The sequence below is a fragment of the Acidovorax sp. 56 genome (genome assembly GCF_002749705.1).
Lineage (GTDB): Bacteria > Pseudomonadota > Gammaproteobacteria > Burkholderiales > Burkholderiaceae_C > Acidovorax.
In genome coordinates this window covers 4,723,441-4,750,071 of record NZ_PEEV01000001.1, presented here as the reverse complement: position 1 = coordinate 4,750,071, position 26,631 = coordinate 4,723,441, and the positions used below count along the sequence as shown (strand labels likewise).

Here is a 26,631-nt window from a genome sequence, read left to right as displayed (position 1 = left end):
TTGCGCCCTTCACGCCACGGCCTGCCACTGAGTGCCTGTTTTTTAGGTATTTTTGGGCTCCAAGGCAATATCGACAAGCGCAAGCAGCTATTTATTTCATAGCAAATTACGGCGCATCCACCAAAGCCCCCAGCGCCGCAACCCCCACCGGCGGCTGTGCCAGCCAGGGCAACACATAGGTGCGTTGCGCCAGGCCGTTGGCAATGCGTGCGGCCTGCTGTTGCTCGCCCGCCAGGCGGGCCTGCAGCAACGGGTCGCTGGTGCCGGTGGCCGCCACGCTTTTGTTGATGACCCAGGCCCAGGGCTTGATGCGGGCGCGGCGCAGGTCGTCCTGCAGCGCGGCGGCCTGGCTCACGGGCGTGACCTCGGGCAGGGTGACGATGACCACATGGGTCATATCCGCGTCCTGCAGGCGCATGAGCGGCGTGATGATGTGTTTGGCCATCGCGCCGCCCGCGCGGCCTTCGTACTGCTGCGTCATCTGCCGGTGGTAGGCGCCGGTGGCGTCCATCAGCAGCAGGCTGTGGCCGGTGGGCGCCGTGTCCAGCACCACAAAGGCGCTGCGGGCCTCGTTCACCACGCGGCTGAAGGCGTGGAACACGGCCACTTCTTCGGTGCAGGGCGATTGCAAGTCTTCCAGCAGCAGGGCGCGGCCCGCGTCGTCCAGCACCTTGCCGCGTGTGGCCATGATCTTGTCGATGTAGGCCTGGGTTTCGGCCTGTGGGTCGATGCGCCCCACTTTCAGCCCCGACAGGCTGCCATCGAGCTGGCTTTGCACATGGGCCGCCGGGTCGGTGGTGGTGAGGTGCACGCTGTGCCCGCGCTGCACCAGGCCCACGGCGAGCGCGGCGGCGATGGTGGTCTTGCCCACGCCGCCCTTGCCCATCACCATGATGAGGCCGTGGCCCTTGGCGGCCAGCGCGTCGGCCAGGGATGACAGCGGTTCTGCCTGCAACAGCACACCCGCCGTGGCGGCAGGCGCACCCAATGGCACATCGCCACCGCCCAGCAATGCCCGCAGCGCGGGCAGGCCCACGGTGTCAAAGGCGCGCAGCGGCACCTCGTCGCGCGGCAACTGGGCCAGCGCATCGGGCATCTGGTCCATGGCCTGACGGCCCAGGGCTTCAATGGCGTCGGCCACAGCGTCCTGCCCCGGTCGGCTGGCATGGAACACGCCGTTGATGGCCAAGCGCTGGTTGGCCAGGCCCAAGGCGCGCAGCTCCAACGCGGTGCGCGCGGCCTCTTGCATGGGTCGGGGGTCGGGGCGGGTGACCAGCACCACGGTGGTCAGGGCCGGGTCGCTCAGCGCGGCCAGGGCGGCGTTGAAGCGAGCCTCCTGCATCTTGAGACCCGAGTGCGGCCCCAGGCACGAGGCGCCCCGGTCATTGCCGGCCAGGAATCCGGTCCAGGCCTTGGGCAGGCTCAGCAGGCGCAGCGTGTGGCCGGTGGGGGCCGTGTCGAACACCACATGGTCGAACACATGGCCGGTGTCATTGCCCTCGCTGGCCAGCAGCGCGGCAAATTCGTCAAATGCAGCGATCTCGGTGGTGCAGGCGCCCGAGAGTTGTTCGCGCACCGTGGCGCGTTCATCGCTGGTGGCGGTGGCCTCCAGCTGCGCCAGCACACGCTGGCGGTAGGCCTCGGCGGCGGTATCGGGGTCGATGTTGAGCATGTGCAGCCCCGGCACCCCGGGCACAGCCACCGGCTGGTTGGACAGCGGCACGCCCAGCATTTCGTCCAGGTTGGAGGCCGCATCGGTGCTGACCAGCAGCACCTGCCGGCCTGCATCTGCCAGGGCAATGGCCGCAGCCGTGGACAGCGAGGTCTTGCCCACCCCGCCCTTGCCGGTGAAGAACAAGAAACGCGTGGGCTGGGCGAGCAGGCCCAAACGTACCCCAGTGGAATGGGACGGGGCAGATGCGGCAGAGTTCATGCCATCAGGATGGCACAGCCACCGCCTTTTGTCTGGCGCAAATTGCCCTCGGGTCTCAAGCACTCGCCAACCCACTGACCTGCATCAAGGGCCAGGGGGCACGGCGCCGCACGGCAAGCAGCAACCCGCTGGCCGCTTATTCCTTGATGTTCGCGGCCTTCACGATTGCGGCATACCGGGCGCTTTCGGTCTGCACAAACCGCGCAAACTCGGCCGCACTGCCCTTGCCCGCTACGGCGCCGCCGTCGGCCAGTTTGGCGCGCACATCGTCCATGCGCAGCACTTCGCCCAGTTCGCGGTTCAGGCGTTCCACCACGGCCGGGGGCGTCTGCGCGGGGGCAAACAGGCCCGTCCTGCGCGTGGCCGCCCTGCCCTCGGCCATGCACCTGCTGGCCGCGCCCTTGCAGCAATGGCTGGCGCAGCACCCCGATGTGGACCTGCGCCTGTACGACCCGCTCAACGACGACCTGCTGGCCGCGCTGCAGCGCGGTGAAGTGGACCTGGCGCTAGGCGTGGCCTTGGACTTGCCGCCGCAGATCAAAGCCATCGCCCTGGTGCAAAACTGCCTGGAGTTCCTCACCCAGGCTCTGCGCAACGCTTGAAACGGGGACTTGATCTGGGCGCCTTAGCTGGGTGCCTGCCCAACCCGTTCGACAACCTCAGTGGCTGTGCGCCGCCCCGCTCACCATAGTGACCACGACCATGCCCGCAATCAGCCAGGCAATCTGCGCAATGGTTTCGCGCGCCGTCAGGCGCTTTTGCAACTGCGGGATCAAATCGGCCAGCGCCACATACACAAAGCTGCTGGACGCCACGGCCAGGAAGTACGGCAGGAAGTCTTGCAACTGCCCCACCAAGAAGTAGCCCACCACGCCGCCCAGCGCCGTCACGGCGCCTGCCAGCGACACCTTCACCAGCGCCATGCGGCGGTTGGGGCTGGTTTGGCGCAGCACCACCAGGTCGCCCATGTGGTGCGGCACCTCGTGCGCCAGCACCGACACGGCGGCGATCACGCCCAGGCGCAGGTCGGCCATGAAGGCCGAGGCAATCAGGATGCCGTCGCCAAAGCAATGCACGCTGTCGCCCGTCAGCACCGCCCAGCCGCCCGCGCGCGGGCCGTGGTGGTGGGCGTGGCCATGGTCGTGCCCCTCATGGTGTTCATGGGCATGCGCAGGGGGGTGTGCGTGGGCATGCGCGTGACTATCGCCGTGACCGTGGTGGCTGTGCTCATGCCCGTGGTGCCACAGCTCAGCCTTGTCGAGCAAAAAGAAGAACACCACGCCCACCAGCAGCGTGGCAAACAGGTCGTGTGCGCCCGCCTGGCTTTCAAACGCCTCGGGCAAGAGGTGCATGAAAGCCGTGGCCAACAGCGCGCCGGCCGCCAGGCTCAGCAGGTGCTGGGGCCCCACGCCGTCGTGGCGCCCACCCAGGCCCATGCGCATCAAAAGGGCTGCCGCCCACACGCTGCCAATCCCCGCAGCCAGGGTGGCGATCAAGATTGCTATCAAAGTCATAGCTGTTAGCGCTTATTAATAGTGCCTTAGAGGCATTTTTCTTATCAAACGCTTGTGGTACACCCGAAAAAAAGCCGCCCCGAAACATCAGGGCGGCTGCGGGTTGCGGACCAGGGAGCGGCTTAAACCACTCCGTGGGTCTTGAACCAGGCCAGGGCACGCTTGTAGCCGTCTTCCGCCGCTTCCTTACGGTAGCTGGGGCGGTAGTCGGCATGGAAAGCGTGCGGGGCATCGGGGTACACCACAAACTCGGAAACCTTGGCTGCAGCAGAACCGCTGGCTAGGGCTGATTTCATCTTATCAACCGTGTCAAGAGGGATGCCGGTGTCTTTTTCACCATAGAGGCCCAACACGGGCGCCTTGAGGATGGGCGCAATCTCCACCGGGTGCTTGGGCGTGAGGTCGGTGGGCTGGCCCACCAGGCGCCCGTACCAGGCCACGCCCGCCTTCACCGGGCCGTGGGCTGCATACAGCCAGGTGATGCGGCCGCCCCAGCAAAAGCCCGTCACGCCCACACGGGCGGCATCGCCACCGTTGGCGGCGGCCCACTTCACGGCGCCGTCCAGGTCGCCCATCACCTGCCCATCGGGCACCTTGGACACCAGCTCGGCCATGAGCTTGGACACCTCGGTGTAGCTGGCCGCATTGCCTTGGCGCGCATACAGATCGGGGGCGATGGCCAGGTAGCCCGCCTTGGCAAAGCGGCGGCACACATCGGCAATGTATTCGTGCACGCCAAAGATTTCCTGGATCACCAGCACCACAGGCAGCCCGGTCTTGCCCGCAGGCGCGGCGCGGTAGGCGGGCACCTTGAAGCCGTCCACCTCATAGCTCACCTGGCCCGCCACCAGCCCCTCGGCAGACGTGGCAATGGCGGTTTGCGCCATCACAGGGGCCGCAGCGGCAGCGTAGCCCAGGCCCAGCGCAGCTTGCAGGGCCGTGCGCCGGGTGGCGCCCGCCTCGGTAGAACGCCCGGGCAGCAGGGCTTCGGTGTCCAGTTGGTGGTCACGGTTGAGCATCAGATACCTCCAGAGTGCAATCAGAACAAAGGAAACAAAGGCGCAAGCCCTTGCAAGGGAAACCCACAGAGCGGCTGGGCCGCCCCAGGGCCCATGGGAATGGGCGCAGGCATCGCCGCACCAGCGCGTGGCTCAGCCCAGGCCCTGCACAGCGCCATGGCTTACAGGTGGGCAGCCAGCGTCGGCGGCCCATATTAGCCATTTGTGCTTCAACGCGCTGGCTGCGCCCCCGTATCCATGCGGACCGCACCAAGGATTGAACGGCTACTTCACATCCTTCAATTTCTTTCTTGACAGAAATTACAGAAACCATGAGACTGCCCCCCATGGAACTCACACCGATCGCCAAGCAATTCGTCGTCCACTGGGGTGAAATGGGCAGCGCCTGGGGCGTGAACCGCACGGTGGCCCAGTTGCATGCCCTGCTGTTCTTCCATGGCCGCCCGCTCAACGCCGAAGAGATCGCCGACACCCTGGTGGTGGCGCGCTCCAACGTCAGCAACAGCCTCAAAGAGCTGCTGAACTGGCAGCTGATCCGCGTGACCCACGTGCTGGGCGACCGGCGCGACTATTACGAGACCAGCAGCGATGTGTGGGAGCTGTTCCGCACCGTGGTGCGCGAGCGCAAGACGCGCGAGTTTGACCCCACCACCCGCATGCTGCGCGAGCTGGTGCGCAAGCCCGACTTTGCCCAAGAGAGCCCCGACGCCCAGGACCGCGTGCGCGAAACCCTGCACCTGATGGAGTCGCTGGGCACCTGGGCGGACGAGATGCTGCGCCTGTCCCCCAACACGCTGGAGAAGGTGCTGCGCATGGGCGCCACGGTGCAGAAATTTGTGCGCGGTGGCGATGCGCCTGCAGCGCCAGCAGCCCCCAGCAGCACGGACCGCACGCCCCCTGCCTCGTAATTTTTTGGTGAAATTTTTTTGCCTTCACATTTCTCTTTTGACAGAAATTTCAGAAAGGATCGAGACCATGACCACAGCCCTCTATCCCCTCACGCTGTACTACGACAGCGCCTGCCCGCTGTGCGACACCGAGATGCACAACCTCATGCTGCGCAATCAGGCCGGGCAGTTGCGGTTTGAAGATGTGCAGGCCAGCGGCTTTGCCTGCCCCGAGGGCGTGACACGCGAGGCGCTGCTGAAGCTGATGCACGCCCGCACCGCAGGCGGGCAATGGCTGAGCGGCGTGGCCGCCTTTGAAGTGGCCTACGCCGCCGTGGGCCTCGCCTGGGTGATGGCCCCCGCCCGCATCCCCCTGCTGCGTGCGGGCATGAACGCGCTGTACCCCGTGGTGGCGCGCAACCGCTACCGCGTGCCAGGGTGGGTGATACGAACGTTTTTTGGCAAGGCCCTGCGCCGTGCCGCAGAGCGGGCAGCGGCCCAGCAATGCACGGACCAATGCATGCGTTAAGCCCCAAAGCCTAGAAGGCCCGCCATGACCACGCCCCTCACACACACAGTCCCCCTGCAGGTGCTCCTGACCGGGGCCACCGGCTTCATCGGCCGGGCCATTGCCGCCGCGCTGCGCCGGGCCGGGCACACGGTGCACACGGGCCACTCGCCCAACTCACCACGGCAGCCACACGCTGGCGGCGTGCCCATGGACTTTGCCCGCGACACTGACCCCGCCACCTGGCTGCCGCGCCTGCAGGGCATCGACGCGGTGGTCAACGCCGTGGGCGTGCTGCGCACCACCAACGCCCGCCCCATCGATGCCGTGCACCACCACACCCCCGTGGCGCTGTTTGAGGCCTGCCGACAAGCGGGCGTGCGGCATGTGGTGCAAATATCGGCCCTGGGCGTGCAGACCGGCAGCACCCGCTACGCCCGCACCAAGCGCGCTGCAGACGAGCACCTGCTGGGTCTGGCAGCGGCAACCAACGATTCCACCATTCCCCTGCGCGGCGTGGTGCTACGCCCCAGCGTGGTGTTTGGCCACGGTGGCGCCAGTGCCACCCTGTTCATGCGGCTGGCCCGCCTGCCCGTGCTGGCGCTGCCTGGGCCGGTGCTCACCGCACGCGTCCAGCCCGTGGCCGTGCACGACCTGGCCGATGCCGTGGTGGCGCTGCTGGGCAGCCACAGCCACGTGCGCGGCGTGGTGCCCTGCGTGGGCCCAGAGGCCCTGCCCATGGCCGCGCTGATAGCCAGCCTGCGGGCGCAACGCGGCCACCCGCCCGCCCATGCGCTGCGGCTGCCCACGCCGCTCACCCGCCTGTCGGCCCGGCTGGGCGACTGGTTGCCGGTGTCCCCCTGGTGCAGCGAAACGCTGGCCATGCTGGCCACCGACAACGTGGCCGACCCAACGCCGCTGCAAGCCCTGCTGGGCCACCCCGCCACGCACTACAGCCAGCTGGTAGAGCGCGCCTGGGCCCCATCCCCCACCGCCGCAGCGCCTGACGCCCTCCACCCCGGAGCCCCCTCATGACCCAATCCGTACACCGCCCAGCCCCACTGCCCGCCCCCACCGGCCCCACCGCCTCCTTTGTCCGACTTCTGCGCGCCAGCCTGGTGGCTGTGTGGCTGGGCACCGCCGTGGTCAGCGCCATCACCCACCGCACGCAAGGCGATGCCCTGCTGCGCCAGGCCGGGCTGACAGACAACGCATGGATACAAGCCCTCATCTGGGGCGGTGCAGCGGCCGACCTGCTGATGGGCATAGCGCTGTGGCGCTGGCCCGGCCGCTACAGCGCATGGGCCGCCCTAGGCCTGATGGGGGTGATGACCCTCACCGCCACCGTGCTGCTGCCCCACCTGTGGCTCGATCCACTCGGCTCCCTGCTCAAGAACCTGCCCATCGCCGCCATCCTGGTGGTTTTAGGAACCAGCTCCGCCCGCACCGAGGAAACCGCACCATGAACACCTACCTCATCCTCAAGACCCTCCACATCATCTCCAGCGTTCTGCTGGTGGGCACGGGCCTGGGCTCTGCGTTCTACCTGTTCTTTGCCAACCGCAGCGGCAGCGTGGCCGCGCAGGCCGTGGTGGGCCGTCTGGTGGTGCGGGCCGACTGGTGGTTTACTACCCCCGCCGTGATCGTGCAGCCGCTCACGGGCATTGCCATGGCCCACATGGCAGGCTGGCCCATCACCACCCCATGGCTGGCCTTGTCGATTGCGCTGTACCTGCTGGCCGGTGCCTGCTGGCTGCCCGTGGTGGCCATCCAGATCCGCATGGCCCGCATGGCGCAGGCCGCCCACGCCGCAGGCACCCCGCTGCCCGCGCAATACATGCGCCTGCAGCGCTGGTGGGAAGGCCTGGGCTACCCCGCCTTCATCGCCATGGCCGTGGTCTTTGCGCTGATGGTGAACAAGCCCGCGCTGTGGGGTGGGTGAGCCCAATGCCGCTGGCCACAGACACAAGGCACGGCATCCAATCACCCCACACCGTTCACGCTGAGCCTGTCGAAGCGCAGCGCAAGGCTTCGACAAGCTTGTATGGTTTAGCTCCCATCAACCAACCTGTAAGAAAGGGCGAGGAGCCGGGATGCAGGGACATCGACAAGCATCGGCAGTTGCTTCAGATCCAACTGACCGACCTACTGAGTCATTACCCCATCCCTGCGCCGAGCGTCGATAAGGAACCTGACGAGGGCAAGCTGCGCTTGGCAGCACCGATCGTCAATTCTTGCAAGCTCACGCCGACAGCAGGACACATCCCGGCGCTCGTATTTTGAGCGATGAACCCTCAACAAGCTACTGAGTTTGTCGGCGTGGATGTCGCCAGCGCCCATCTGGACGTGGCCGCGCAGGGCCAGGCCAGCGTGCGCCGGTTTGCCAATACACCCCAGGGCATTGCCCTGCTGCTGCGCACGTTGCGCCCCGCAAGCGTACTGGCGCTGGAGTCCACCGGCCGCTACCACGTGCCGCTTGCGCTGGCAGCGCACGCCGCAGGCCTGCGTGTCTATGTCCTCAATCCGCTGGATGCACGCCGCTACGCCCAGTCGGTGGGTCAGCGCGGCAAGACCGATCGGATGGATGCGCTCGTGCTGGCACGCTATATCTGCCACGAACATGCGCATTTGCAGCAGTGGCAGCCACCCACCGCTTGCCAAGCCGTGTTGCGCGAGCTCCTCGCACACCGGGCAACTCTGGTGCGTCAGCGCAGCGCACTGGCTCAAGCCGGCTGCCACAGCAAGACGCTTGCACGCCTGGACGAGCCAGTGCTGGCGGCCTTGCAACAAGCCATCAAACATGTCGATGGGCAAATAGAAACTACCCTGCGGGCTGATCTCAGCAGCCACCAAGCGTTTGAACACATCACCTCCGTGCCCGGCCTGGGGCTGGTTTGTGGCGCTTTGCTGGTGATGCTGTTTGGGCGGATGCAAGGCGGCAGTGCTGATGCGGTCATCGCATTTACCGGGCTGGACCCTCGCCCCAACGACTCTGGCAAGAAAACGGGGCAAAGGCGCTTGTCCAAGAGGGGCTGGCCAGAGATCAGGCGCTTGATGTACGCAGCAGCCATGTCGGCGGCGCGCACGAAGACGTGGAACGGCTATTACTGTGCTCAGCGTGACAAAGGCTTGAGCACGACCGCTGCACTTGTCGTGCTTGCCCGTAAGCTCTTGCGTGTGGCTTTCTCACTGTTCAAGCAGCAAGCTCTGTTCGATCCCGCGCTGGTCGCTGGCAGAGCTTGACGGGAACCATAGAACCTCAGCCCGAACGGATCTTTCTCATCCAGACAAACGACACACCACAACACATCCCGGGAGGAACCATGTCTGACAGCCCCACCAAGCCCCCCGCAGAGCCCATCGAGCCTGTAGACCCGTCGCCGTGGGACGCTGCCGACAACCCCTCACGCCTGCCCTTTGGCAAGTTCGCCCCCATCGTCTGCGGCATGGTGTTTGGCGTGCTGCTGCGCCTGGCGTTCAGCGGCGCACCCAGCAGCCGCTGGTCGGCCATGGTGGGCGCCTTCATCTGGCTGGCGCCCCTGGCCACCGGAGCCATCACGGTGTACCTGGCCGAGCGGCAGCAGCGGCGCAGCTGGTCTTATTACGCCTGGGCCCCGGCGCTGGCCACCTGCCTGGTCGTCATCGGCTCCATGCTGGTGCTGATCGAAGGGTTGATCTGCGCCATCGTCATCGTGCCGCTGTTCACCTTCATGGGCATGGCGGGCGGGCTGTGCATGGGGCTGGTGTGCCGCCTCACCCGCTGGCCCCGCCACGCCGCCTATGGCTTTGCTGTGCTGCCCCTGGTTGCCGCACTGGTCATGCCGCAGGGCGCACCTGCCCAGATGGGACAGGTAGAGCGCAGCCTGTGGATCAACGCCCCCGCCTCGGTGGTGTGGGAGGGCATCACCCACATCCGCAACATCCAGCCGCACGAAGTGGAAACCTCGTGGACCTACCGCATCGGCGTGCCCCCACCCGTGGAGGCCGTGACGGTGCAAGAAGGCACCGAGCGCGTGCGCAAAAGCCGCTGGGCCAAGGGCGTGCACTTTGACGAAATCATCCAGGAATGGGAACCCGGCCGCCACCTGCGCTGGACCTACCGCTTCGGGCCGGACTCCATCCCCGCAGGCGCGCTGGACGACCACGTTGCCATTGGCGGCGCCTACTTTGATCTGAACGACACCGCCTACACCCTGACCCCAGAGGCAGGCGGCACCCGGCTGCACCTGCGCGTCAGCTACCGCGTGTCCACCGACTTCAACACCTACGCCAACTGGTGGGCCCAGGCCCTGCTCGACAACTTTGCGCAGACCGTGCTGCAGCTCTACAAAACGCGGCTGGAAGGGTCGGCATAAACGACAAAGCGCCCCGGAATTCAGGGCGCCTTGCGTGCATTTCACTATCAAAAATATAGCTGCTCGCGCTTATTTATCAAGCGCTAGCGGCCATTTTTACTTCAATACCATCAAACCTTGGGGGCCGTAGCCAGCTTGTCCTGCGTCTTCGTCTCAAAGTCGCTGGCGTCGTGCCGCTCATGCAACTGGCTCGCCAGGTCGCCACGCACCCGGTTCACCATGCGGCCGCGCTGCACCGCGCGGCGCTGGCCCACCTGCTCGGCCCAGCGCAGCACATGGGTGTATTCATGCACCTGCAAAAACTCGCCCGCGTCGTAGGCCTCGCCCTTCACCATCAGCCCATACCAGGGCCAGATCGCCATGTCGGCCACGGTGTACTTATTGCCCGCCACGTACTCCGTCACGGCCAGGCGCTGGTTCAGCACATCCAGCTGGCGCTTGGTTTCCATCGCATAGCGGTCAATCGCGTACTCGATCTTGACTGGCGCGTAGGCATAAAAGTGCCCAAACCCGCCGCCCACAAACGGCGCACTGCCCATTTGCCAGAATAACCACGACAGGCACTCGGCCCGCGCCGCGCCGTCCTTGGGCAAAAAGGCACCAAACTTCTCGGCCAGGTACATCAGGATGGCCCCAGACTCAAACACCCGCACGGGGTTGGCAGGGTCGGTGCGGTCTTGCAGCGCCGGAATCTTGGAGTTGGGGTTGATGCCCACAAACCCGCTGCCAAACTGGTCGCCATCGCCAATGCGGATCAACCACGCGTCGTACTCCGCCCCGCTGTGGCCCAGCGCCAGCAGCTCCTCAAGCATGATCGTGACCTTCACGCCATTGGGCGTGCCCAGCGAATACAGCTGCAGCGGGTGCTTGCCCACGGGCAGCTCTTTATCGTGCGTAGCCCCGGCAATGGGCCGGTTGATGCTGGCGAACTGGCCGCCGTTTTCTTTGTTCCATTGCCAGATGGCGGGGGGGTGTAGGGGGTAGACATGTGCGCTCCGAGCTAAATATAGAAAAATGGGTGGGCAGCGGTTCCTACTGTGGGGTCGGAACTGACTTCGGTATCTTTCCAGGCTTGTCGTATTCAATCTTGCTGTCCCCAACAGCTAAGGAAATCTTGGATGCGCTACCGACTAGTGCAGAGGCCAACTCGTCTGCGGGATGAACCACCGGAGGCCCCTGATCGTTTTGCGTAAATAGGCCTCTGGTGAGACTCTCAATCAGGGGAAGAGGAATAGCAGAGTCGGACTCTTTTCGCCACTCTAAGCACGTCTCCACTACCCAATTCGCACGATTTACGTCCAAGTGAAACTGTTTAAGCGAATTCTCAGTAGCTGCAAATTGCTCAGCCCAACGAGTCTCCCAGCGGATGTAGTAGAGGATTGCTCCAACGAGACCAATCGTTAACAAGGAAAAGCGAATCCAAAGTGCAATCCGTTCGGTAGAAGCGTCATGCACCATTGCCGTTGCAAGCCCTAAATTTGCAGATGCAGCGGATGCGGAAGAGGTGGTCGGTGGTGCGGCCTGCAGGAGATTGGAAACCACCGCGGTGACCGACGACTGTGACTCGCGGCTCATATACAGCTCAATCGCAGTCCATCCCATCAACAAAATAAACAAGCCGATGAGACCCCACATGCCTAACGCCACAGGGTGGCGAGCATATCGGGTCACACCGGACACATCAAAATTTTTGACTCGCTCAGTTACATCATTCAGCATCCCATCGCGAATCTTTCGACGCGCAAAGGTGTTATCGCTGTCATCCAACTCCTGAGCGCGACGCTGAAGCTCCTCCTGCCTTTCTTTCAAATCGGCTTGCAGTCTTTTGATCTCTTCATCAGCAGCATGCTGCTTGGCTAAAAACGCCACCTCCAACTCTTCAGTCTTCTGCCGCACAGAATCATCGAGCTGCTGACGAACTTGAATCGTCTGCGCAAAAAGCTCTTCGAGTTGCTTTTGGAGTCGGGCAAAAGTCGACTCTTGGATGGCTTGTTGCGCCAAAACCGCTTCGCTGGCTTTGGCTGATTTCGGTACAGATACCGGGCGAAAAGCCGCAAGAACTGCGGCTGCTGCCTTCAGGCGTCCTGGATCGACGCCATTGAGATCAATCAAAAGATCATCAAGCACAGGTGACTTTTGAGCTGCGTCTCCAGAACTCCCCCCCCGGTAATAAATTACAGTTATGCCGCCAATACCTGCAGCGAAATAGTCAATGAGCTCACTATTCAGATCAATGACTTGCTGCCAGGTCGGCGGCGTTGGTTGGGCGGGAAACCTCACAGATCCCAGCCCATGCTGCAGCGCATTGGCGGAGACATCGAAATCTCCAAACTCTTGGCCAAGTTTGGTCAACGCGTGCACGATTTGAACGTCTGTCACACGCGGAATTTTGTAGAGCTGATTCGGCATACGTTCCCTCCCATACTATGAAGCGCGACAGACAGTTATCGTCCGTCGGCCACGGTCACTCAATGCGCCTTATCCCAATTCGCCCCCACCCCCACCTCCGCCAGTAACGGCACCTTCAGCGCCGCCACTTCCGCCATCAGGCGCGGGATGTGGGTCTTGAGCCAGTCCACCTCGCTCTCGGGCAGTTCGAACACCAGTTCGTCGTGCACCTGCATGATCATTTGGATGTCCGGCTTGTGGGCATCCAGTTCCTTCTGCACGGCCACCATGGCCAGCTTGATCAAGTCCGCCGCCGTGCCCTGCATGGGCGCGTTGATGGCGGCGCGTTCGGCCCCGGCGCGGCGGGGGCCGTTGGGGGAATTGATTTCGGGCAGGTACAGGCGGCGGCCAAACACGGTCTCGACATAGCCCATGGACTTGGCGGCGGCCTTGGTGTCATCCATGTACTGCTTCACGCCGGGGTAGCGCTGGAAGTATTTGTCGATGTACGCGGCAGCGGCCTTGGTTTCGATGCCCAGGTTCTTGGCCAGGCCAAAGCTGCTCATGCCATAGATAAGGCCGAAGTTGATGACCTTGGCGTAGCGGCGTTGCTCGCTGGTGACCTGATCGACCTCCACCCCAAACACTTCGGCGGCGGTGGCGCGGTGCACGTCCAGGCCCGCGTGGAAGGCGTGTAGCAGCGAGTGGTCGCCGCTCAGGTGGGCCATGATGCGCAGTTCAATCTGGCTGTAGTCGGCGCTGGCAATCACGCGGCCTGCAGGGGCCACAAAGGCCTCGCGCACGCGGCGGCCTTCGGGGGTGCGGATGGGGATGTTCTGCAGGTTGGGGTCGTTGCTGGACAAGCGCCCGGTCACAGCCACAGCCTGCGCGTAGTGCGTGTGCACGCGGCCTGTGCGCGGCAGGGCCAGTTGGGCGAGCTTGTCGGTGTAGGTGCCTTTGAGCTTGACGAGGCTGCGGTGCTCCAGCAGCTTGGCGGGCAGGGGGTAGTCCTCGGCCAGTTTTTCCAGCACTTCTTCGTCGGTGCTGCGGGCGCCAGTGGCCGTCTTCTTCACCACGGGCATGCCCAGCTTGTCGAAGAAGATTTCGCCGAGCTGCTTGGGGCTGCTCAGGTTGAAGGGCTGGCCTGCAATCTCATACGCCTCGGTTTCGAGCTGCAATATGCGCTGGCCCAGCTCATGGCTTTGCGCAGCCAGCGTGGGCGCGTCGATCAGCACGCCGTTGCGTTCGATGCGGTACAGGGCTTCGCTGCTGGCAATCTCCAGCTCGTAGATGAAGCGCAGTTTGTCGTCCGCCTGCAGCAGGGGCCACAGGGCGTTGTGCACGTCCAGGGTCTGGTCGGAGTCTTCGCACGAATAGGCGGCGGCTTTGTCTACGGGCACCTGCGCAAACGGTATCTGGTGCGCGCCTTTGCCGCACAGGTCTTCGTAGGTGATGCCCTTGCGGCCCGTGTGGCGCTCGGCCAGGCTGGTCAGGTTGTGGGGCTTGTGCACTTCGAGCACGTAGCTTTGCAGCATGGTGTCGTGCGCGTAGCCCTGCACCTCAATGCCATGGTTGGCAAACACGTGGCGGTCGTATTTGATGTGCTGGCCCAGCTTGGGGTGCTTGGGGTCTTCCAGCCAGGGTTTGAGGCGGGCGAGCACTTCATCCAGCGGCAACTGCGCGGGCGCATCGGGCCCTTCGTGCCGCAGGGGGATGTAGGCGGCTTCGCCGGGCTGCACGCTAAAGCTGATACCGACGATTTGCGCGCGCATTTCGTCGAGCGAGTCGGTCTCGGTGTCGATGGCCGTGAGCGGGGCCTTGTGCAGGCGCTCCAGCCATTGGTCAAAGTCGGCCCAGTTAAGGATGGTGTCGTACACCACCGTGCGGTGCTGGGCTTCTTCGGCCACGGTGCTGGCGGAATGGTCGGCAAACAGATCACCGCTTTGGCCGGGCATGGCAACGGTGGGGGCCGTGGTGGCAGAAGCAGTAGCGCCCTTGATGGCGGCAGCCAAGCCCTTGAAACCGTACTTTTCGTAAAACGGCAGCAGGCCAGCGTTGTCCGGCGCGTCCAGCGTGATGTCGTCAAACGCGGGCAGGCCGGGGATGTAGTCGGCCAGCGCGCAGTCTGTCTTCATGGTGACGAGCTGGCGGCTCAAAGCCAGCTGGCCGCTGGCAATGGCTTCGCGCAGGTTGTTGCCCGCCACGCCCTTGATGGCGTCGGCGTTGGCAATCAGGTTGTCGAGCGAGCCATATTCTTCCAGCCACTTGGCGGCGGTCTTGGGGCCCACCTTGGTCACGCCGGGCACGTTGTCCACGGTGTCGCCTACCAAGGCCTGGTAGTCCACCATCAGCGCGGGTGGCACGCCAAACTCGGCCGTCACGCCCGCCACGTCGCGGCGCTTGCCGCTCATAGTGTCGATGATGGTGATGTGCTCGTTGACCAGCTGGCTCAAGTCTTTGTCGCCGCTGGACACGATGACTTCAATGCCTTGCGCTGCGGCCGTGTGGGCCAGGGTGGCGATCACGTCGTCGGCCTCCACGCCGGGCACGGCCACCACCTTCCAGCCCAGCAGGTCCACCACCTCGTGGATGGGCTCGATCTGGCTGCGCAGGTCGTCGGGCATGGGCGAGCGCGTGGCCTTGTATTCGGTGTACAGCGCATCGCGGAAGGTGGGGCCCGAGGCGTCGAACACGCATACAGCGTAGTCGGCAGTCACCTCTTTGCGCAGGGCCTGCATCATGTTGATCATGCCGCGAATGGCGCCTGTAGCAGGGCTGGTGGGGTCGCCCGGCACGGCCCGCAGGTCGGGCATGGCGTGGAAGGCGCGGTACAGGTAGCTGGAGCCGTCCACCAGCACCAGGGTCTTTTTGTCAGTCATGCACGGATTGTGCACGGGCAGGCTGCCTCTGGACGGCGCTCTACAATCGGCCCCATGCGCGCACTCCACCTCTTCCTTTTGCTGGGCCTGGCGTCCAGCCCCCTGCTGGCCCAAAATACGAACCAAAATGCCCCTCAGGGCACAACGGAAAAGCGCGAGCAGCTATCAAATCCAGAGCAACTGGAAGGCCGCACCAACCAGCGCACCGAGCGCATTCGGGTGGAAGACGGCGGCAGCCGAGTGGACGAGGTGCGTGTGGGTGGCCAGACGCAAAGCATCAACGTGCAGCCCAAGGGCAGCGAGATGCCCGCCTATGAAGTGAAATCGCCCGACGGCGCCCGCAGCCGCGCTGGCAGCAACAGCGGTGCAGAGACCAACACCGCCCCGCGTGTGTGGAACGTGATGAAGTTCTAAACCCCTGCGCGGGCCTGCCTTGAGGGCCCGCCGCACTGCACGCCCTGCCCCGCACCCGCATGGGGGCCATGGCCTCGGCACGGGCTGGGCCCGTGATTCCCCCGCCCCTTACTTTCTCCCCTGCTGAGCTGAACGATGGCTGTTTTTACCGAAGTCTCCAAAAAAGATGCACGCGAAGTGCTGCGCCGATTGCAAATTGGCGAACTGGTGGAACTGCGCGGCATTGAGGGCGGCATTGAAAACACCAACTATTTTTTGACCAGCTCGCAAGGCGAGTTCGTCCTCACGCTGTTCGAGCGCCTGACGGCGGTGCAACTGCCGTTTTACCTGCACCTGATGAAGCACCTGGCGCACGGCGGCATCCCCGTGCCCGAGCCGCGTGGTGACAAGTACGGCGAAATCCTGCACACCGTGGCGGGCAAGCCTGCGGCGGTGGTGAGCAAGCTGCGCGGCAAGAGCCAACTGGCCCCCGAGCCCGTGCACTGCGCCGCCGTGGGCGCCATGCTGGCGCGCATGCACCTGGTGGGGCGCGATTTTGACCGCCACCAGCCCAACCTGCGCGGCCTGCCCTGGTGGAACGAAACCGTGCCCGTGGTGCTGCCGCACCTGGACACTGCCCAGGCCGCGCTGCTGCAGTCTGAGCTGGCCTACCAGAACCATGTGGCAGCGTCGTCCACCTACGCCGCCTTGCCCCGTGGCCCGGTGCATGCCGACCTGTTCCGCGACAACGTGATGTTTGCCGAGGACACCCTGACGGGCTTCTTCGACTTTTACTTTGCGGGCGTGGACACCTGGCTGTTTGACCTGGCGGTGTGCCTGAACGACTGGTGCATTGACCTGCCCACCGGCACACACCACACCGAGCGCGCCACGGCCATGCTCACCGCCTACCAGTCCGTGCGCCCCCTGACAGCGGCAGAGCGCGAGCTGCTGCCCGCCATGCTGCGCGCCGGGGCGCTGCGCTTTTGGATCTCGCGCCTGTGGGACTTTTACCTGCCCCGCGAGGCGTCCATGCTCAAGCCGCACGACCCGACCCACTTTGAGCGGGTGCTGCAGGGGCGCATTGCGCACCCGGTGCAAGCCTGACGTCCCATCGATCCATCCATCGCGCCCCTGCAACGCCAAAGCGCCAGAGCGCTCCCGGGTGCCGTCTGCACCGGCACACACGGTAGGTTTGCGGGGCCAGCAGCGCCCCTCAACCTCGGGCCCCGCACCAACACAACCCCAGGCGATAGCCCTTTGCCCAGACCGGCTGCAGCGCGCTGGGGTAAATTCACTCTCTGGCGCGCGATGAGCTAGCAGGCACACACACCGCCCGCCACGGACCACACCACCACCCACTCCATGAAACTCCACATCGTTCCCGCCAAGACTGGCTTCACCTGGGTCAAACTGGGCGTGCAAGCGTTCCGGCGCCAGCCCATGGCCCTGGCGGCGCTGTTCTTTATTTCGTTTGTTGCGATGCAGCTGCTGGCCAGCGTGCCCGTGCTGGGCAGCATTGCCTCGCTGGTGCTGCTGCCCTCCGTCACACTGGCCATGATGGTGGCCACGGGCGAGTCCATCCAGGGCCACCGACCCACACCGGCGCTGCTGCTGGTCACCTTCCGCAAAGGCCGCCAGCACCTGCGCCACATGCTGCTGCTGGGCGTGCTGTATGCGCTGGGCTTTCTGGGCATCATGGGCCTGTCGGCGCTGGTTGATGGCGGGCGCTTTGTGCAGGTGTACATGGACGGCACACCAGTCACCGCGCAAATGACGTCAGACCCGAGCTTTCAGAAAGCCATGTGGCTGGCCACCTTGCTGTCACTCCCTCTGTCGCTGCTGTTCTGGCATGCGCCGGGCCTGGTGCACTGGCACGGCGTCCCGCCCGTCAAGGCCTTGTTCTTCAGCATGATGGCCTGCGTGCGCAACGCCGGGGCCTGCCTGGTGTTCCTCTTCACCTGGCTGGGCATTGGGGTGCTGGGGGCGCTGGTGATCAGCATCATCTCGCTGCTGCTGGGGCTGGGTGGCGAAGGCATTGGCAGCCTGCTGATGGCCGCCGCCATGATGATGGCCACCATGATCCTGACTTGCGCGGTGTTTATCTTCAGGGACTGCTTTGAGCCGCCCGAGAGCCTGCTGCACGAGGCACCCCATGACACACCACCCTCCGACGCCCCAACTGCTGGGCCGAACTGAAGACGAGCTGCGCTGGCACCGGCGTCGCGGCCTGCTGCAAGCCGCCGCCGCATGGGCCACCACCGGTGGCTGGATGGCAGCGCAGGCCCAGTCCCGCAGCAATATCGTTGAGCTGCGTGGGGACGTGCTGCGCAATGGCCGGGCGCTGACGGCACACGACAGCATTGCCACGGGCGACCGCATTGAGACGGGCCCAGGCTCCACCGCCGTGTTTGCCGTGGGCAGCAGCGCCTTCATGCTGCGGCAGAACACGCGTGTCGCACTCGAGGGCGACGGCAAGGGCGAGGAGTCCACCACCGTCAAGGTGCTGCGTTTGCTGACCGGCGCAGTGGCCAGCGTGTGGGGCAAGGGCACAGACCGGCAGGTGGCCCTGCCCACCCTCACGGCGGGCATCCGGGGCACGGGGGTGTATGCCGAGGTGTTCCCCGAGCAGGCCCTGCGGGGCTATTTCTGCAATTGCTATGGCACGGTGGACCTGGCCGCTGGCAGCGAAAGCCTGGTCAGCCAGTCGGTGTACCACCAGTCCTTCTGGGCCGAGACCGCGCCGCGCAATGGCCGGCTGCTCACGCCTGCGGGCGCCATCAACCACACCGATGAAGAGCTGGAGTTCCTCGCCAGCCTGATCGGCCAGCGCACCGCTTGGCAGATTGCCGGGCGCAAAGGCACCAAGGATGGCAGCGGGCAGATGAACTACCCGGCGCCAGCCAGTGCGGCACCCAAGCCTGCGCGCACCGTGCAGCCGTCTTACGGGGAAAACAGCCCCTACTGAGCGGCCCAGGGCCCCGCAACAAGTCGCCCAGGCCACTGATTTTGGTGTTTGGTGGGTCTCTCATCCCCTGTCTCAAGGGACTCGTCGGGGTGCCACGCGTGCGCACAGACAACGCGGCGGATAGTGGGTGTCCGTCACGTAATTGACACAAAAGCATCAACGAAGTGTCACAGGATATTTCTAGCATCGCTGGCTGGTGATCACGACCACCGACCGCAGTGCCTGGCCCACTGGGTCGAACGTGGTGTGGTCTGCAGTAACGCAATACCCCACTGGAAATACCAAGACATGTCCCAATCCTCGCTGACCACCCGCCGCAAAGCACTGCAATTTCTGGCGGGGGTTCCCATGCTACCCCTGGGCGCAACGGCTGCCACCTCCTTTTTGACAGCCTGCGGCGGTGGTAGCGACAGCACCAGTGCCAGCTTTGTTTCCGCCAGTTTCACCTCGATGGCCGCACCCACGCTGGCCAACCCTGCCGCCATGGCAACCACCACGGTGGGCTCGGCACTGAACGTGACCCTGAGCGACAACTCCGTGCGCTCGTTCCAACTGGCCTACCAGCCCTTCTTCGTCACGGGCGACATGGTGTCTGATGGCAAGGGCGGCAAGCTGCTGGCTGGCGGCTACTACGACATCAACAACAAGGCCATCACGGACACCTCCGTGGCAGGGTCTGAGCGCCAGTTCTTCTCTGACTCGCCTGATGGCACCTCGCTGCTGACCGTGGCCAATGCCAAGGTGGACGGTGTCAAGGGCAAGCCTGTGTTTGCCGTGGTGCAGTTTGAATACACCACTTGGGCGCAAGACGGTAAGACCGACATGTACGGCAAGCTGCCATCGCCCATCGCCGTGCTGACGCTGGACCAAGACCAGGACACAGGCAAGCTCAGCCTGGTGAAGTACCACAACGTGGACACCTCCAAGGTGCACGGCCTGTGGATCACCTGCGGCGCCAGCCTCTCGCCCTGGGGCACGCACCTGTCCAGCGAAGAGTACGAACCCGATGCCTTCAGCATCGCCAGCAACACCATGTTCAAGGCCTACAGCAAGAACCTGTATGGCAACGAAGCCACGGCCAACCCCTACCACTACGGCCACATGCCCGAAGTGACCGTCAACGCCGATGGCACCGCCAGCATCAAGAAGCACTTCTGCATGGGCCGCATTTCGCACGAGCTGGTGCAGGTCATGCCCGACCAGCGCACGGCATTGATGGGCGATGACGCCACCAACAGCGCCTACTTTGTGTTTGTGGCAGACAAGGAAAAAGACCTGTCCTCGGGCTCGCTGTATGTGGCCAAGGTGGGCTCTGGCTTCTCCATCGACCCCGCAGCCAACAGCGCCGCTGCGCTCACCTGGATCAAGCTGGGCTCTGCCACCAGCGCCGAGATCGAGAACCTGGCCAACACGCTCAAGCCCACGGACATCATGACCGTGAAGACCACCGACCCGGCCGATGCCAGCTACACCAAGATCGTGGCCAACGGCAAGACCGAGTGGATCAAGCTGAACCCCGGCATGGAAAAGGCCGCTGCCTTCCTGGAAACCCACCGCTATGCCGCCTACCTCGGCGCCAGCCTGGGCTTCACCAAGATGGAAGGCACCACAGTCAACGCCAAGGACAAGATTGCCTACTCTGCGCTGCAGAACATCCAGTCGTCCATGGTGGCAGGCAACGCCGCCAACGTGCCCGGCAACGGCATCTCTGTGCCCAAGCAACTGGTGGCCGGTGCTGTCATGGCACTGAACCTGCGCGGTGGCCAGAAGGACACCGATGGCGGCGCCATCAACAGCGAGTGGATGCCCGCAGACACCAAGGTGCTGATGGCCGGTGAAGACATCACCGCCGACGCCCTGGGCAACACCGCCAACCCCAACAAGGTGGCCAACCCTGACAACCTGAAGTTCTCTGAAAAGCTGCGCACCCTGTTCATTGGCGAAGACAGCAGCCAGCACGTGAACAACTTCCTGTGGGCCTACAACGTGGACACCAAGCAGCTGTCCCGCCTCATGTCGATCCCGGCAGGTGGCGAATCCACCGGCCTGCACGCTGTGGACGAGATCAACGGCTGGACCTACATCATGAGCAACTTCCAGCACGCAGGTGACTGGGGCAGCATTCACAGCGTCGTCAAAGACACGCTGGACCCGATGATCCGCGCCAACTACAAAAACAAGTCGGGCGCTGCTGTGGGCTACCTCACCGGCACACCCAGCCAGATGAAACTGGGCTAAGCGCAAGCCTTGCCCCCAGCAAAAGGGGCACTACAAAAAGCCAGCCGGGCCATACAGCCCGGCTGGCTTTTTTGCTGGCCTGGGCAACACCGGAGCGATCAGACACCCGACCAGCACCCGCACGGCAACGCCTGCTGCGCAGTGCCTCCACAGGGTCAAGTATTCCCTGGCGTCAGGCACTGCATTAAATGCAAATCACTCTTATTAACTTACAATTCACTGCGGCACGACCCAGCGATCAGCTTGCGTGCCCAGCCCCCTAGCGTTGGCACCTCTGCCGCACGCACCTTCTTCCTATCCCTGGCCATGCACTGCTGCGGCAGCGCACAGGCCAAGCCATCTCTAAGGAGCCCAGCATGCACACACCTTTCACCAAAACCATGCCTGTCATGGCACTCCTGATCAGTGCACTGGGCTCGGCCGCATCGGTGGCCCAAGCCCAGGCTCCTTCCAGCCCAGCGGCGGTGGCCGCCCCCCAGGCTGCGGCAGCCGCCGTGGCAGCCCCCCAGGTGGTGGCGCACTACGCCCACCTGGTCCACACCAGCTACAGCGACACCCTCACCGCTGCCAAGGCTCTGCAAACGGCGGTGACAGCCTTCACCGCGCAGCCCTCGGCCGCCACGCTGGCCGAGGCCCGCAAGACCTGGCTGGCGGCGCGCGAGTTCTACGGGCAGACCGAGGCCTTCCGCTTTTATGGCGGCCCCATCGACAACGACAACGGGCCTGAGGGCCGCATCAACGCGTGGCCCATGGACGAGTCGTTTGTGGACAGCGTGCAGGGCAAGCCCAACGCGGGCCTGGTGAACAACCGCAAGTTCGTCATCAACAAGAAAAACCTCTCGGCGCAAAACGAGCGCGGCGGCGAGGAGAACATTGCCACGGGCTGGCACGCCATCGAGTTCTTCCTGTGGGGCCAGGACCTGTCTGAGACCGGCCCGGGCGATCGCAACTTTGAAGACTTTGTGGACGGCAAGGCCCCCAACGCCGACCGCCGTCGCCAGTACCTGAACGTGGTGACGGACCTGCTCATCGATGACCTCACCACGCTGGTGAAGGCCTGGGCCCCGGACGCCAAGAACAACTACCGCGCCCGCTTCGTCAAGGGCAACCGCGAGTCGGTGCGCAAGATGCTGGTGGGCCTGGGCTCGCTCTCGCGCGGCGAGCTGGCGGGCGAACGGCTGGAGGTGGCCCTCAACAGCCAGGACCAGGAAGACGAGCACTCGTGCTTCTCGGACAACACCCACCGCGACGCAGTGACCAATGCGCTGGGCATCCAAAACGTGTGGCTGGGCCAGTACAAGCAGGCCGATGGCACGGTGCTCATGGGCCCATCGCTGCGCGACCTGGTGGCCGCCAAGGACGCGGCCCTGGCCGAAAAGACCACGCAGCAAATCGCCGCATCGGTGGCAGCGGCCGAGGGCATCCAGGCGCCGTTTGACCGCGAGATCATTGGCGGCAAGGAAGCGCCAGGCCGCCAGCGCATCCAGAAGACCATCGACAGCCTGACGCAGCAAAGCAAGGACCTGGTCGCCGCCGCCAATGCCATTGGCATCACCAAATTGACCCTGGTGCAGCCTTGAGCATGCAGCGTCCGCAAGCCATTCGCCGCCAGCGCGCCGCGCGCCTGGCAGCAGCCAGCACCGGTATCGCCGCCCTCGCCTGCCTGAGCGTGGGCCTTTTGACGGCCGCGCCCCAGCCCGACCCCTTGGGTGAAAAAACGGGCGGCGACACCACGGTGTTTGCCACGGGGCGCAATGCGTTCTCGTTCCCCGCCGCCAACCTCAGCGACGAGGAGCGCACGCGCTTTGTCATTGGCAACTCGTTCTTTCGCCGCAACTGGGTCGAGGCCCCCGCATCGACCAAGGCCCGGGATGGCCTGGGTCCGCATTTCATTGCGCGATCGTGCGGTGGCTGCCATGTGCAGGACGGCCGGGGCGAGCCGCCAGCCATCTTCAACCGCCTGGGCGAGACCAAAGACCCGACGGTGGCGCTGCTGATTCGCCTGTCCATCCCTGGCGCCGATGCGCATGGCGGGCCCAAGCACGAGCCCACCTATGGCGACCAGTTCAACAACACAGCCATCCAGGGCGTGAAGCCCGAAGGCCGCGTGACGCTGCGCTACGACACCGTCAAAGGCAAGTTTGCCGACGGCACACCCTACGCGCTGCAAAAGCCCGCGTACGGCTTTGCCGACCTGGGCTACGGCCCCATGCACCCCGACGTGATGCTGAGCCCCCGGATTGCGCCGCAGATCATCGGCGTGGGCCTGCTCGAAGCCATTGCCGAGGCCGACATCCTGGCCAATGCGGCCGACCAGGCTGCTGCGGCAGGCCCCATCAAGGGCACGCCCAACCAAGTGTGGGATGCGCCATCAGGCCGCATGATGCTGGGCCGCTTTGGCTGGAAGGCCAACGTGGCCACCATTGCGCACCAGACGGGCGGAGCGTTTGTGGGCGACATGGGCATCACCTCGCGCCACTTTGCCGCCGAGGCCTGCACCCCTGCGCAAAAAGACTGCCTGGCTGCGCCCAGCGGCCAAAGCGCTGCAGTGCAAGGGCAACCCGGCGTGGAGATTGACGACAAGACCCTGGCCGACGTGATCTTCTACCAGGCCACGCTGGCGCCGCCTGCGCGCCGCAGCATCAACGATGCCCAGGTGCTGCGCGGCCAGGCCTTGTTTGCGCAGGCCCAGTGCGCCACCTGCCACCGGCCGAGCTACGTCACGCAAACCGGCCCCTTCCCGCACCTGACGAGCAAGGCGCTGAGCGGCCAGCGCATCTGGCCCTACACCGACTTGCTGCTGCACGACATGGGCGAGCGCCTGGCCGATGGCCGCCCTGACTTTGGCGCCAATGGCCGCCAGTGGAAGACCCCGCCGCTGTGGGGCACCGGCCTCATCAAGGACGTGAACGGCCACACCCGTCTGCTGCACGATGGCCGCGCCCGCGGTGTGCTGGAGGCCGTGCTATGGCACGGTGGCGAGGCCGAGGCAGCCAAGGACCAGGTGCTCAAGATGAAGAAGGCTGACCGCGAAGCGCTCGTGAAATTTGTGGAATCGCTATGACCCATGCACCCCAAAGCCGCACAAGCACGCCTGCAAGCACGCGCAAACCGTTGAGCCAGGCATGGGCACTGTGCGCACTGCTGCTGACCGTCGCGCCAACCCTGCACTTGGCTGCCCATGCACAGGTCAAAAACACGCCCCCCCACGCAGCGCCCACCTGGCAACGCGAGGCCGTGCCGTTTTATGACACGGTGCACGCACTGCAAGGCATCTACAGCCACTGGGCCCTGCCCCGGGCGCAGGCGTTTGACCGCAGCGCGCAGGCACTCACCAACGCGATGGCGGCAATGTGCAGTGGCAACGCGGACACCAACGCATCCAAGGCCGCACTGGAATCAGCCCGCAACGCATGGCTGGGCACCACCCGCGCTTGGGAAGAACTCTCGGCCATCGCCATCGGCCCGGTGATTGCGCGCCGCACGCAGCGCGCCATCGACTTCGCCCCCACACGCCCGGCCCTGATTGAAAAAGCCATCCAGGCACAACCCCAGGGCGCCAAGGCTTTTGAACGCATCGGCACCCCTGCCAAGGGCCTGCCAGCGCTGGAGTGGCTGCTGTGGACGCGCCCAGCACAGCCCGGCACGCCCGCTTGCAGCTACGCGCACGAAGTGGCCTTGGACGTGGCCCGCGAGGCCACCGCTGTGGCCGCCGACTTTGCCCGCACGGCGTCCAGTGACTGGGGTGCCGAGGAACAGCAAGAACAATCCACCCAGGCCATGAGCGAATTCGTGAACCAGTGGGTGGGCGGCATTGAGCGCCTGCGCTGGGCCCACATGGAAAAGCCCCTGCGCGCAGCCCAGGGCAGCAAGCCGCCCGAGTACCCACGCAGCGCCAGCCAGGACACGCTGGCCGCCTGGGCCGCCACCTGGAAGGGGCTGAGCACCGTGACCCAGCAACCCGCCCAAGCGCCCACGCCCGCCCCCGGCGAAGCGCTGGTGCCGCTGGAGACCTATCTGCGTGGCAAGGGCATGAACCCGCTGGCCGACAAGCTCCACCAGGCGGCGCAGAAGGTGGATGCCTCGATGGCGCAGGTGCAAAAGGCCGGGGTCAAAGGCAAGCCCGCCATCCAGCAGGCTGCGCGCGACCTGGCGGCGCTCAAGTTCCTGGCCGAATCGGAAGTGGCGCCTGCACTTCAGGTGAGCATTGGTTTTTCAGATGCCGATGGGGATTGAGCCCACATCAGCTACGGGCCAGGCTGCGCCAGCGGCGCTGCAGCGCCGCACCGCCCTGGCCCTGCTGGCAGGCCTGGGGGGGCTAAGTACCTGGGCGCTGCTGCCCCGCACAGCGCAGGCTGCCGCAGCCAGCACCCGCCCAAACAACGCCACCCACACCAACAGCGCCACCTTGGCCGCAGCGTGGGAGGCGCAGGGCAGCTTTCACATCGGGCTGCTGTCGGTGGCGGGCCTGCAACTGCGCGTGCAAGCGGCGTTGGAAGTGCCCTCGCGCCCCCACGGGGTGGTCGCCTTGCCCGATGGATCGGTGCTGGCCGTGGCCCGCCGCCCTGGTGACTGGATGGTGCGCTGGCACCCGGGCCGCCACACAGCACCGCTGTGGCGGTGGCAGACCGCCGAGGCTGCGTTTCCAGACCGCACCTTCAACGGCCATGTGCTGGCGGGCCCAGACGGCCAAACGCTCTACACCACAGAGACCGACGTGGAAACCGGCGTCAGCCTGGTGGGCGTGCGCGATGCGCGCACGCTGGAGAAAGTGGCCGAATGGCCCACCCATGGCATGGATGCGCACGAGCTGATCTGGGACCGCCACAGCACCAGCAGCAAAACCGGCGCCCCCACCCTCATCGTGGCCAATGGTGGCGTGCCCACCGCCCCCGAAACCGGCCGTGCCAAGCGCGACATGCACCGCATGGATTCATCGCTGGTGCGGCTGGATGGCACCACCGGCGAGTTGCTGGGCCAGTGGCGGCTGGACGACCCGCGCCTGAGCCTGCGCCACCTGGCCTGGAACCCGGCGGGCACGGTGCTGGGCATTGCGCTGCAGGCTGAGCACGATGACCCGGCCCTGCGCCACGCCGCCCCCGTGCACGCCCGCTTTGATGGACAGGCGTTGCACGCAGAGCCCCAGGTGGGCCATGCAGCGCAGACTGGAGCCAGTGCGCTGGCGGAGGCCTCCGTGCCCGCTGTGCAAGCGCCGACCAACTTGCAGGGCTATGGCGGCAGCATTGTGGCCACGCCCGAGGGCTGGGCCGTGAGCTGCCCCAAGGCAGGCTGCGCAGTGCTGTTCAATGCCCAAGGGCTGCGCACCGGGCAGATCGCGCTGGCGGAAGTGTGCGCGCTGGCATCCGACGGGGCCCGGCTGTGGGCCGGTGGCCTGGGCCAGAGCCTGTTGCACCAGCGGGTGCCTGGAGCCCCCGTCAGCACGCAGGCACTCACCCACCCGGGCGCGTTGCACCAGGCCAGGCTAGACAACCATTGGGGACTGGTCCGGGCCGCCTGAAGTCACGCGCCACCATCCAATTCATAACAAA

The 26,631-nt window shown here is 65.1% G+C and carries 24 protein-coding genes; 17 read left to right on the top strand and 7 right to left on the bottom strand.

The features are described 5' to 3' along the window. Positions 1–106: 106 nt before the first annotated feature. Positions 107–1,933: an arsenical pump-driving ATPase gene (gene arsA, locus CLU88_RS21115; RefSeq protein WP_233205546.1), complete on the bottom strand. Its 1,827-nt coding sequence runs from the start codon at positions 1,931–1,933 to the stop codon at positions 107–109. A gap of 136 nt (positions 1,934–2,069) precedes the next feature. Continuing rightward, positions 2,070–2,315 carry a tripartite tricarboxylate transporter substrate-binding protein gene (locus CLU88_RS23365; RefSeq protein ID WP_233205545.1) on the bottom strand — a complete coding sequence of 82 codons (246 nt, stop codon included), beginning with the start codon at positions 2,313–2,315 and terminating at the stop codon, positions 2,070–2,072. On the opposite strand from CLU88_RS23365, the gene CLU88_RS23360 reads away from it, so the two are divergent. Next, complete coding sequence (locus tag CLU88_RS23360; protein WP_233205544.1) at positions 2,293–2,535, top strand: LysR substrate-binding domain-containing protein; 243 nt, start codon at positions 2,293–2,295, stop codon at positions 2,533–2,535. The two genes, CLU88_RS23365 and CLU88_RS23360, sit on opposite strands and share 23 nt — an antisense overlap. A 57-nt stretch (positions 2,536–2,592) precedes the next feature. Here the strand turns inward: CLU88_RS23360 and CLU88_RS21105 are convergent, their stop codons facing one another. Both CLU88_RS21105 and CLU88_RS21100 read right to left on the bottom strand, forming a co-directional pair. Beyond that, complete coding sequence (locus CLU88_RS21105) at positions 2,593–3,447, bottom strand: ZIP family metal transporter (protein ID WP_099658280.1); 855 nt, start codon at positions 3,445–3,447, stop codon at positions 2,593–2,595. A 122-nt stretch (positions 3,448–3,569) separates the two neighbouring features. Then, on the bottom strand, positions 3,570–4,466 hold the full coding sequence (locus CLU88_RS21100; protein WP_099658279.1) for a dienelactone hydrolase family protein: 897 nt from the start codon (positions 4,464–4,466) through the stop codon (positions 3,570–3,572). A 326-nt stretch (positions 4,467–4,792) separates the two neighbouring features. Between CLU88_RS21100 and CLU88_RS21095 the strand changes: the two genes are divergently transcribed. The 7 genes from CLU88_RS21095 (at position 4,793) to CLU88_RS21060 (ending at position 10,216) form a co-directional block, all read left to right on the top strand. Continuing rightward, entirely contained in the window at positions 4,793–5,374 is a 582-nt protein-coding gene (locus CLU88_RS21095) for a GbsR/MarR family transcriptional regulator (protein ID WP_099658278.1), read from the top strand. Positions 5,375–5,441: 67 nt separating this feature from the next. Next, the gene (locus CLU88_RS21090; RefSeq protein ID WP_099658277.1) at positions 5,442–5,882 is read left to right on the top strand and encodes a thiol-disulfide oxidoreductase DCC family protein; all 441 of its coding nucleotides are present in this window, start codon (positions 5,442–5,444) and stop codon (positions 5,880–5,882) included. 54 nt (positions 5,883–5,936) lie between these two features. Next, positions 5,937–6,896 carry an NAD-dependent epimerase/dehydratase family protein gene (locus CLU88_RS21085; RefSeq protein ID WP_099659057.1) on the top strand — a complete coding sequence of 320 codons (960 nt, stop codon included), beginning with the start codon at positions 5,937–5,939 and terminating at the stop codon, positions 6,894–6,896. Continuing rightward, complete coding sequence (locus CLU88_RS21080; RefSeq protein ID WP_099658276.1) at positions 6,893–7,327, top strand: DoxX-like family protein; 435 nt, start codon at positions 6,893–6,895, stop codon at positions 7,325–7,327. Before CLU88_RS21085 ends, CLU88_RS21080 begins: the two co-directional genes overlap by 4 nt. Further along, positions 7,324–7,803 carry a DUF2269 domain-containing protein gene (locus tag CLU88_RS21075; protein WP_099658275.1) on the top strand — a complete coding sequence of 160 codons (480 nt, stop codon included), beginning with the start codon at positions 7,324–7,326 and terminating at the stop codon, positions 7,801–7,803. The genes CLU88_RS21080 and CLU88_RS21075 overlap by 4 nt, the downstream gene beginning before the upstream one ends. Before the next feature lie 344 nt (positions 7,804–8,147). Continuing rightward, a complete protein-coding gene (locus CLU88_RS21065) occupies positions 8,148–9,104 on the top strand; it encodes an IS110 family transposase (RefSeq protein WP_099654889.1) in 957 nt (318 codons plus the stop codon). 80 nt (positions 9,105–9,184) lie between these two features. Beyond that, positions 9,185–10,216, top strand: a complete 1,032-nt coding sequence (locus CLU88_RS21060) for an SRPBCC family protein (protein WP_099658273.1) — start codon at positions 9,185–9,187, stop codon at positions 10,214–10,216. Positions 10,217–10,326: 110 nt separating this feature from the next. Here CLU88_RS21060 and yghU read toward each other — a convergent pair whose 3' ends face one another. The 3 genes from yghU to polA form a co-directional block, all read right to left on the bottom strand. Then, entirely contained in the window at positions 10,327–11,178 is an 852-nt protein-coding gene (gene yghU / locus CLU88_RS21055; protein ID WP_199173556.1) for a glutathione-dependent disulfide-bond oxidoreductase, read from the bottom strand. 70 nt (positions 11,179–11,248) lie between these two features. Further along, positions 11,249–12,625, bottom strand: coding sequence for a hypothetical protein (locus CLU88_RS21050; protein WP_099658272.1), 1,377 nt, complete (start codon positions 12,623–12,625; stop codon positions 11,249–11,251). A 59-nt stretch (positions 12,626–12,684) separates the two neighbouring features. Then, on the bottom strand, positions 12,685–15,483 hold the full coding sequence (gene polA / locus CLU88_RS21045; protein WP_099658271.1) for a DNA polymerase I: 2,799 nt from the start codon (positions 15,481–15,483) through the stop codon (positions 12,685–12,687). Positions 15,484–15,537: 54 nt separating this feature from the next. Between polA and CLU88_RS21040 the strand changes: the two genes are divergently transcribed. From CLU88_RS21040 to CLU88_RS21000, 9 genes are all read left to right on the top strand, one after another. Further along, positions 15,538–15,897, top strand: coding sequence for a hypothetical protein (locus tag CLU88_RS21040; protein WP_099658270.1), 360 nt, complete (start codon positions 15,538–15,540; stop codon positions 15,895–15,897). A gap of 135 nt (positions 15,898–16,032) precedes the next feature. Further along, positions 16,033–16,983, top strand: a complete 951-nt coding sequence (locus CLU88_RS21035) for a homoserine kinase (RefSeq protein WP_099658269.1) — start codon at positions 16,033–16,035, stop codon at positions 16,981–16,983. Positions 16,984–17,241: 258 nt separating this feature from the next. Continuing rightward, positions 17,242–18,075 carry a BPSS1780 family membrane protein gene (locus CLU88_RS21030; RefSeq protein WP_099658268.1) on the top strand — a complete coding sequence of 278 codons (834 nt, stop codon included), beginning with the start codon at positions 17,242–17,244 and terminating at the stop codon, positions 18,073–18,075. Beyond that, positions 18,032–18,844, top strand: coding sequence for a FecR family protein (locus CLU88_RS21025; protein WP_233205543.1), 813 nt, complete (start codon positions 18,032–18,034; stop codon positions 18,842–18,844). The genes CLU88_RS21030 and CLU88_RS21025 overlap by 44 nt, the downstream gene beginning before the upstream one ends. Positions 18,845–19,132: 288 nt before the next feature. Further along, positions 19,133–21,082: a PhoX family phosphatase gene (locus tag CLU88_RS21020; protein WP_099658267.1), complete on the top strand. Its 1,950-nt coding sequence runs from the start codon at positions 19,133–19,135 to the stop codon at positions 21,080–21,082. A gap of 356 nt (positions 21,083–21,438) precedes the next feature. Next, positions 21,439–22,662 (top strand): imelysin family protein, encoded by a 1,224-nt coding sequence (locus CLU88_RS21015; RefSeq protein WP_099658266.1) that lies wholly within the window; start codon positions 21,439–21,441, stop codon positions 22,660–22,662. A gap of 2 nt (positions 22,663–22,664) precedes the next feature. Then, entirely contained in the window at positions 22,665–24,146 is a 1,482-nt protein-coding gene (locus CLU88_RS21010) for a di-heme oxidoredictase family protein (protein ID WP_099658265.1), read from the top strand. Further along, a complete protein-coding gene (locus tag CLU88_RS21005) occupies positions 24,143–25,318 on the top strand; it encodes an imelysin family protein (protein WP_099658264.1) in 1,176 nt (391 codons plus the stop codon). Before CLU88_RS21010 ends, CLU88_RS21005 begins: the two co-directional genes overlap by 4 nt. Then, positions 25,302–26,600 (top strand): DUF1513 domain-containing protein, encoded by a 1,299-nt coding sequence (locus CLU88_RS21000; protein WP_233205542.1) that lies wholly within the window; start codon positions 25,302–25,304, stop codon positions 26,598–26,600. The genes CLU88_RS21005 and CLU88_RS21000 overlap by 17 nt, the downstream gene beginning before the upstream one ends. The last annotated feature ends 31 nt before the right edge of the window (positions 26,601–26,631 follow it).

Coding starts and splice junctions, on each gene's coding strand:
- arsA (WP_233205546.1), bottom strand. CDS start 1,933: ATGAACTCTGCCGCATCTGCCCCGTCCCATTCCACTGGGGTACGTTTG.
- CLU88_RS23365 (WP_233205545.1), bottom strand. CDS start 2,315: ATGGCCGAGGGCAGGGCGGCCACGCGCAGGACGGGCCTGTTTGCCCCC.
- CLU88_RS21105 (WP_099658280.1), bottom strand. CDS start 3,447: ATGACTTTGATAGCAATCTTGATCGCCACCCTGGCTGCGGGGATTGGC.
- CLU88_RS21100 (WP_099658279.1), bottom strand. CDS start 4,466: ATGCTCAACCGTGACCACCAACTGGACACCGAAGCCCTGCTGCCCGGG.
- CLU88_RS21095 (WP_099658278.1), top strand. CDS start 4,793: ATGGAACTCACACCGATCGCCAAGCAATTCGTCGTCCACTGGGGTGAA.
- CLU88_RS21090 (WP_099658277.1), top strand. CDS start 5,442: ATGACCACAGCCCTCTATCCCCTCACGCTGTACTACGACAGCGCCTGC.
- CLU88_RS21080 (WP_099658276.1), top strand. CDS start 6,893: ATGACCCAATCCGTACACCGCCCAGCCCCACTGCCCGCCCCCACCGGC.
- CLU88_RS21075 (WP_099658275.1), top strand. CDS start 7,324: ATGAACACCTACCTCATCCTCAAGACCCTCCACATCATCTCCAGCGTT.
- CLU88_RS21065 (WP_099654889.1), top strand. CDS start 8,148: ATGAACCCTCAACAAGCTACTGAGTTTGTCGGCGTGGATGTCGCCAGC.
- CLU88_RS21060 (WP_099658273.1), top strand. CDS start 9,185: ATGTCTGACAGCCCCACCAAGCCCCCCGCAGAGCCCATCGAGCCTGTA.
- CLU88_RS21050 (WP_099658272.1), bottom strand. CDS start 12,625: ATGCCGAATCAGCTCTACAAAATTCCGCGTGTGACAGACGTTCAAATC.
- polA (WP_099658271.1), bottom strand. CDS start 15,483: ATGACTGACAAAAAGACCCTGGTGCTGGTGGACGGCTCCAGCTACCTG.
- CLU88_RS21040 (WP_099658270.1), top strand. CDS start 15,538: ATGCGCGCACTCCACCTCTTCCTTTTGCTGGGCCTGGCGTCCAGCCCC.
- CLU88_RS21035 (WP_099658269.1), top strand. CDS start 16,033: ATGGCTGTTTTTACCGAAGTCTCCAAAAAAGATGCACGCGAAGTGCTG.
- CLU88_RS21030 (WP_099658268.1), top strand. CDS start 17,242: ATGAAACTCCACATCGTTCCCGCCAAGACTGGCTTCACCTGGGTCAAA.
- CLU88_RS21025 (WP_233205543.1), top strand. CDS start 18,032: ATGACACACCACCCTCCGACGCCCCAACTGCTGGGCCGAACTGAAGAC.
- CLU88_RS21020 (WP_099658267.1), top strand. CDS start 19,133: ATGTCCCAATCCTCGCTGACCACCCGCCGCAAAGCACTGCAATTTCTG.
- CLU88_RS21015 (WP_099658266.1), top strand. CDS start 21,439: ATGCACACACCTTTCACCAAAACCATGCCTGTCATGGCACTCCTGATC.
- CLU88_RS21010 (WP_099658265.1), top strand. CDS start 22,665: ATGCAGCGTCCGCAAGCCATTCGCCGCCAGCGCGCCGCGCGCCTGGCA.
- CLU88_RS21005 (WP_099658264.1), top strand. CDS start 24,143: ATGACCCATGCACCCCAAAGCCGCACAAGCACGCCTGCAAGCACGCGC.
- CLU88_RS21000 (WP_233205542.1), top strand. CDS start 25,302: ATGCCGATGGGGATTGAGCCCACATCAGCTACGGGCCAGGCTGCGCCA.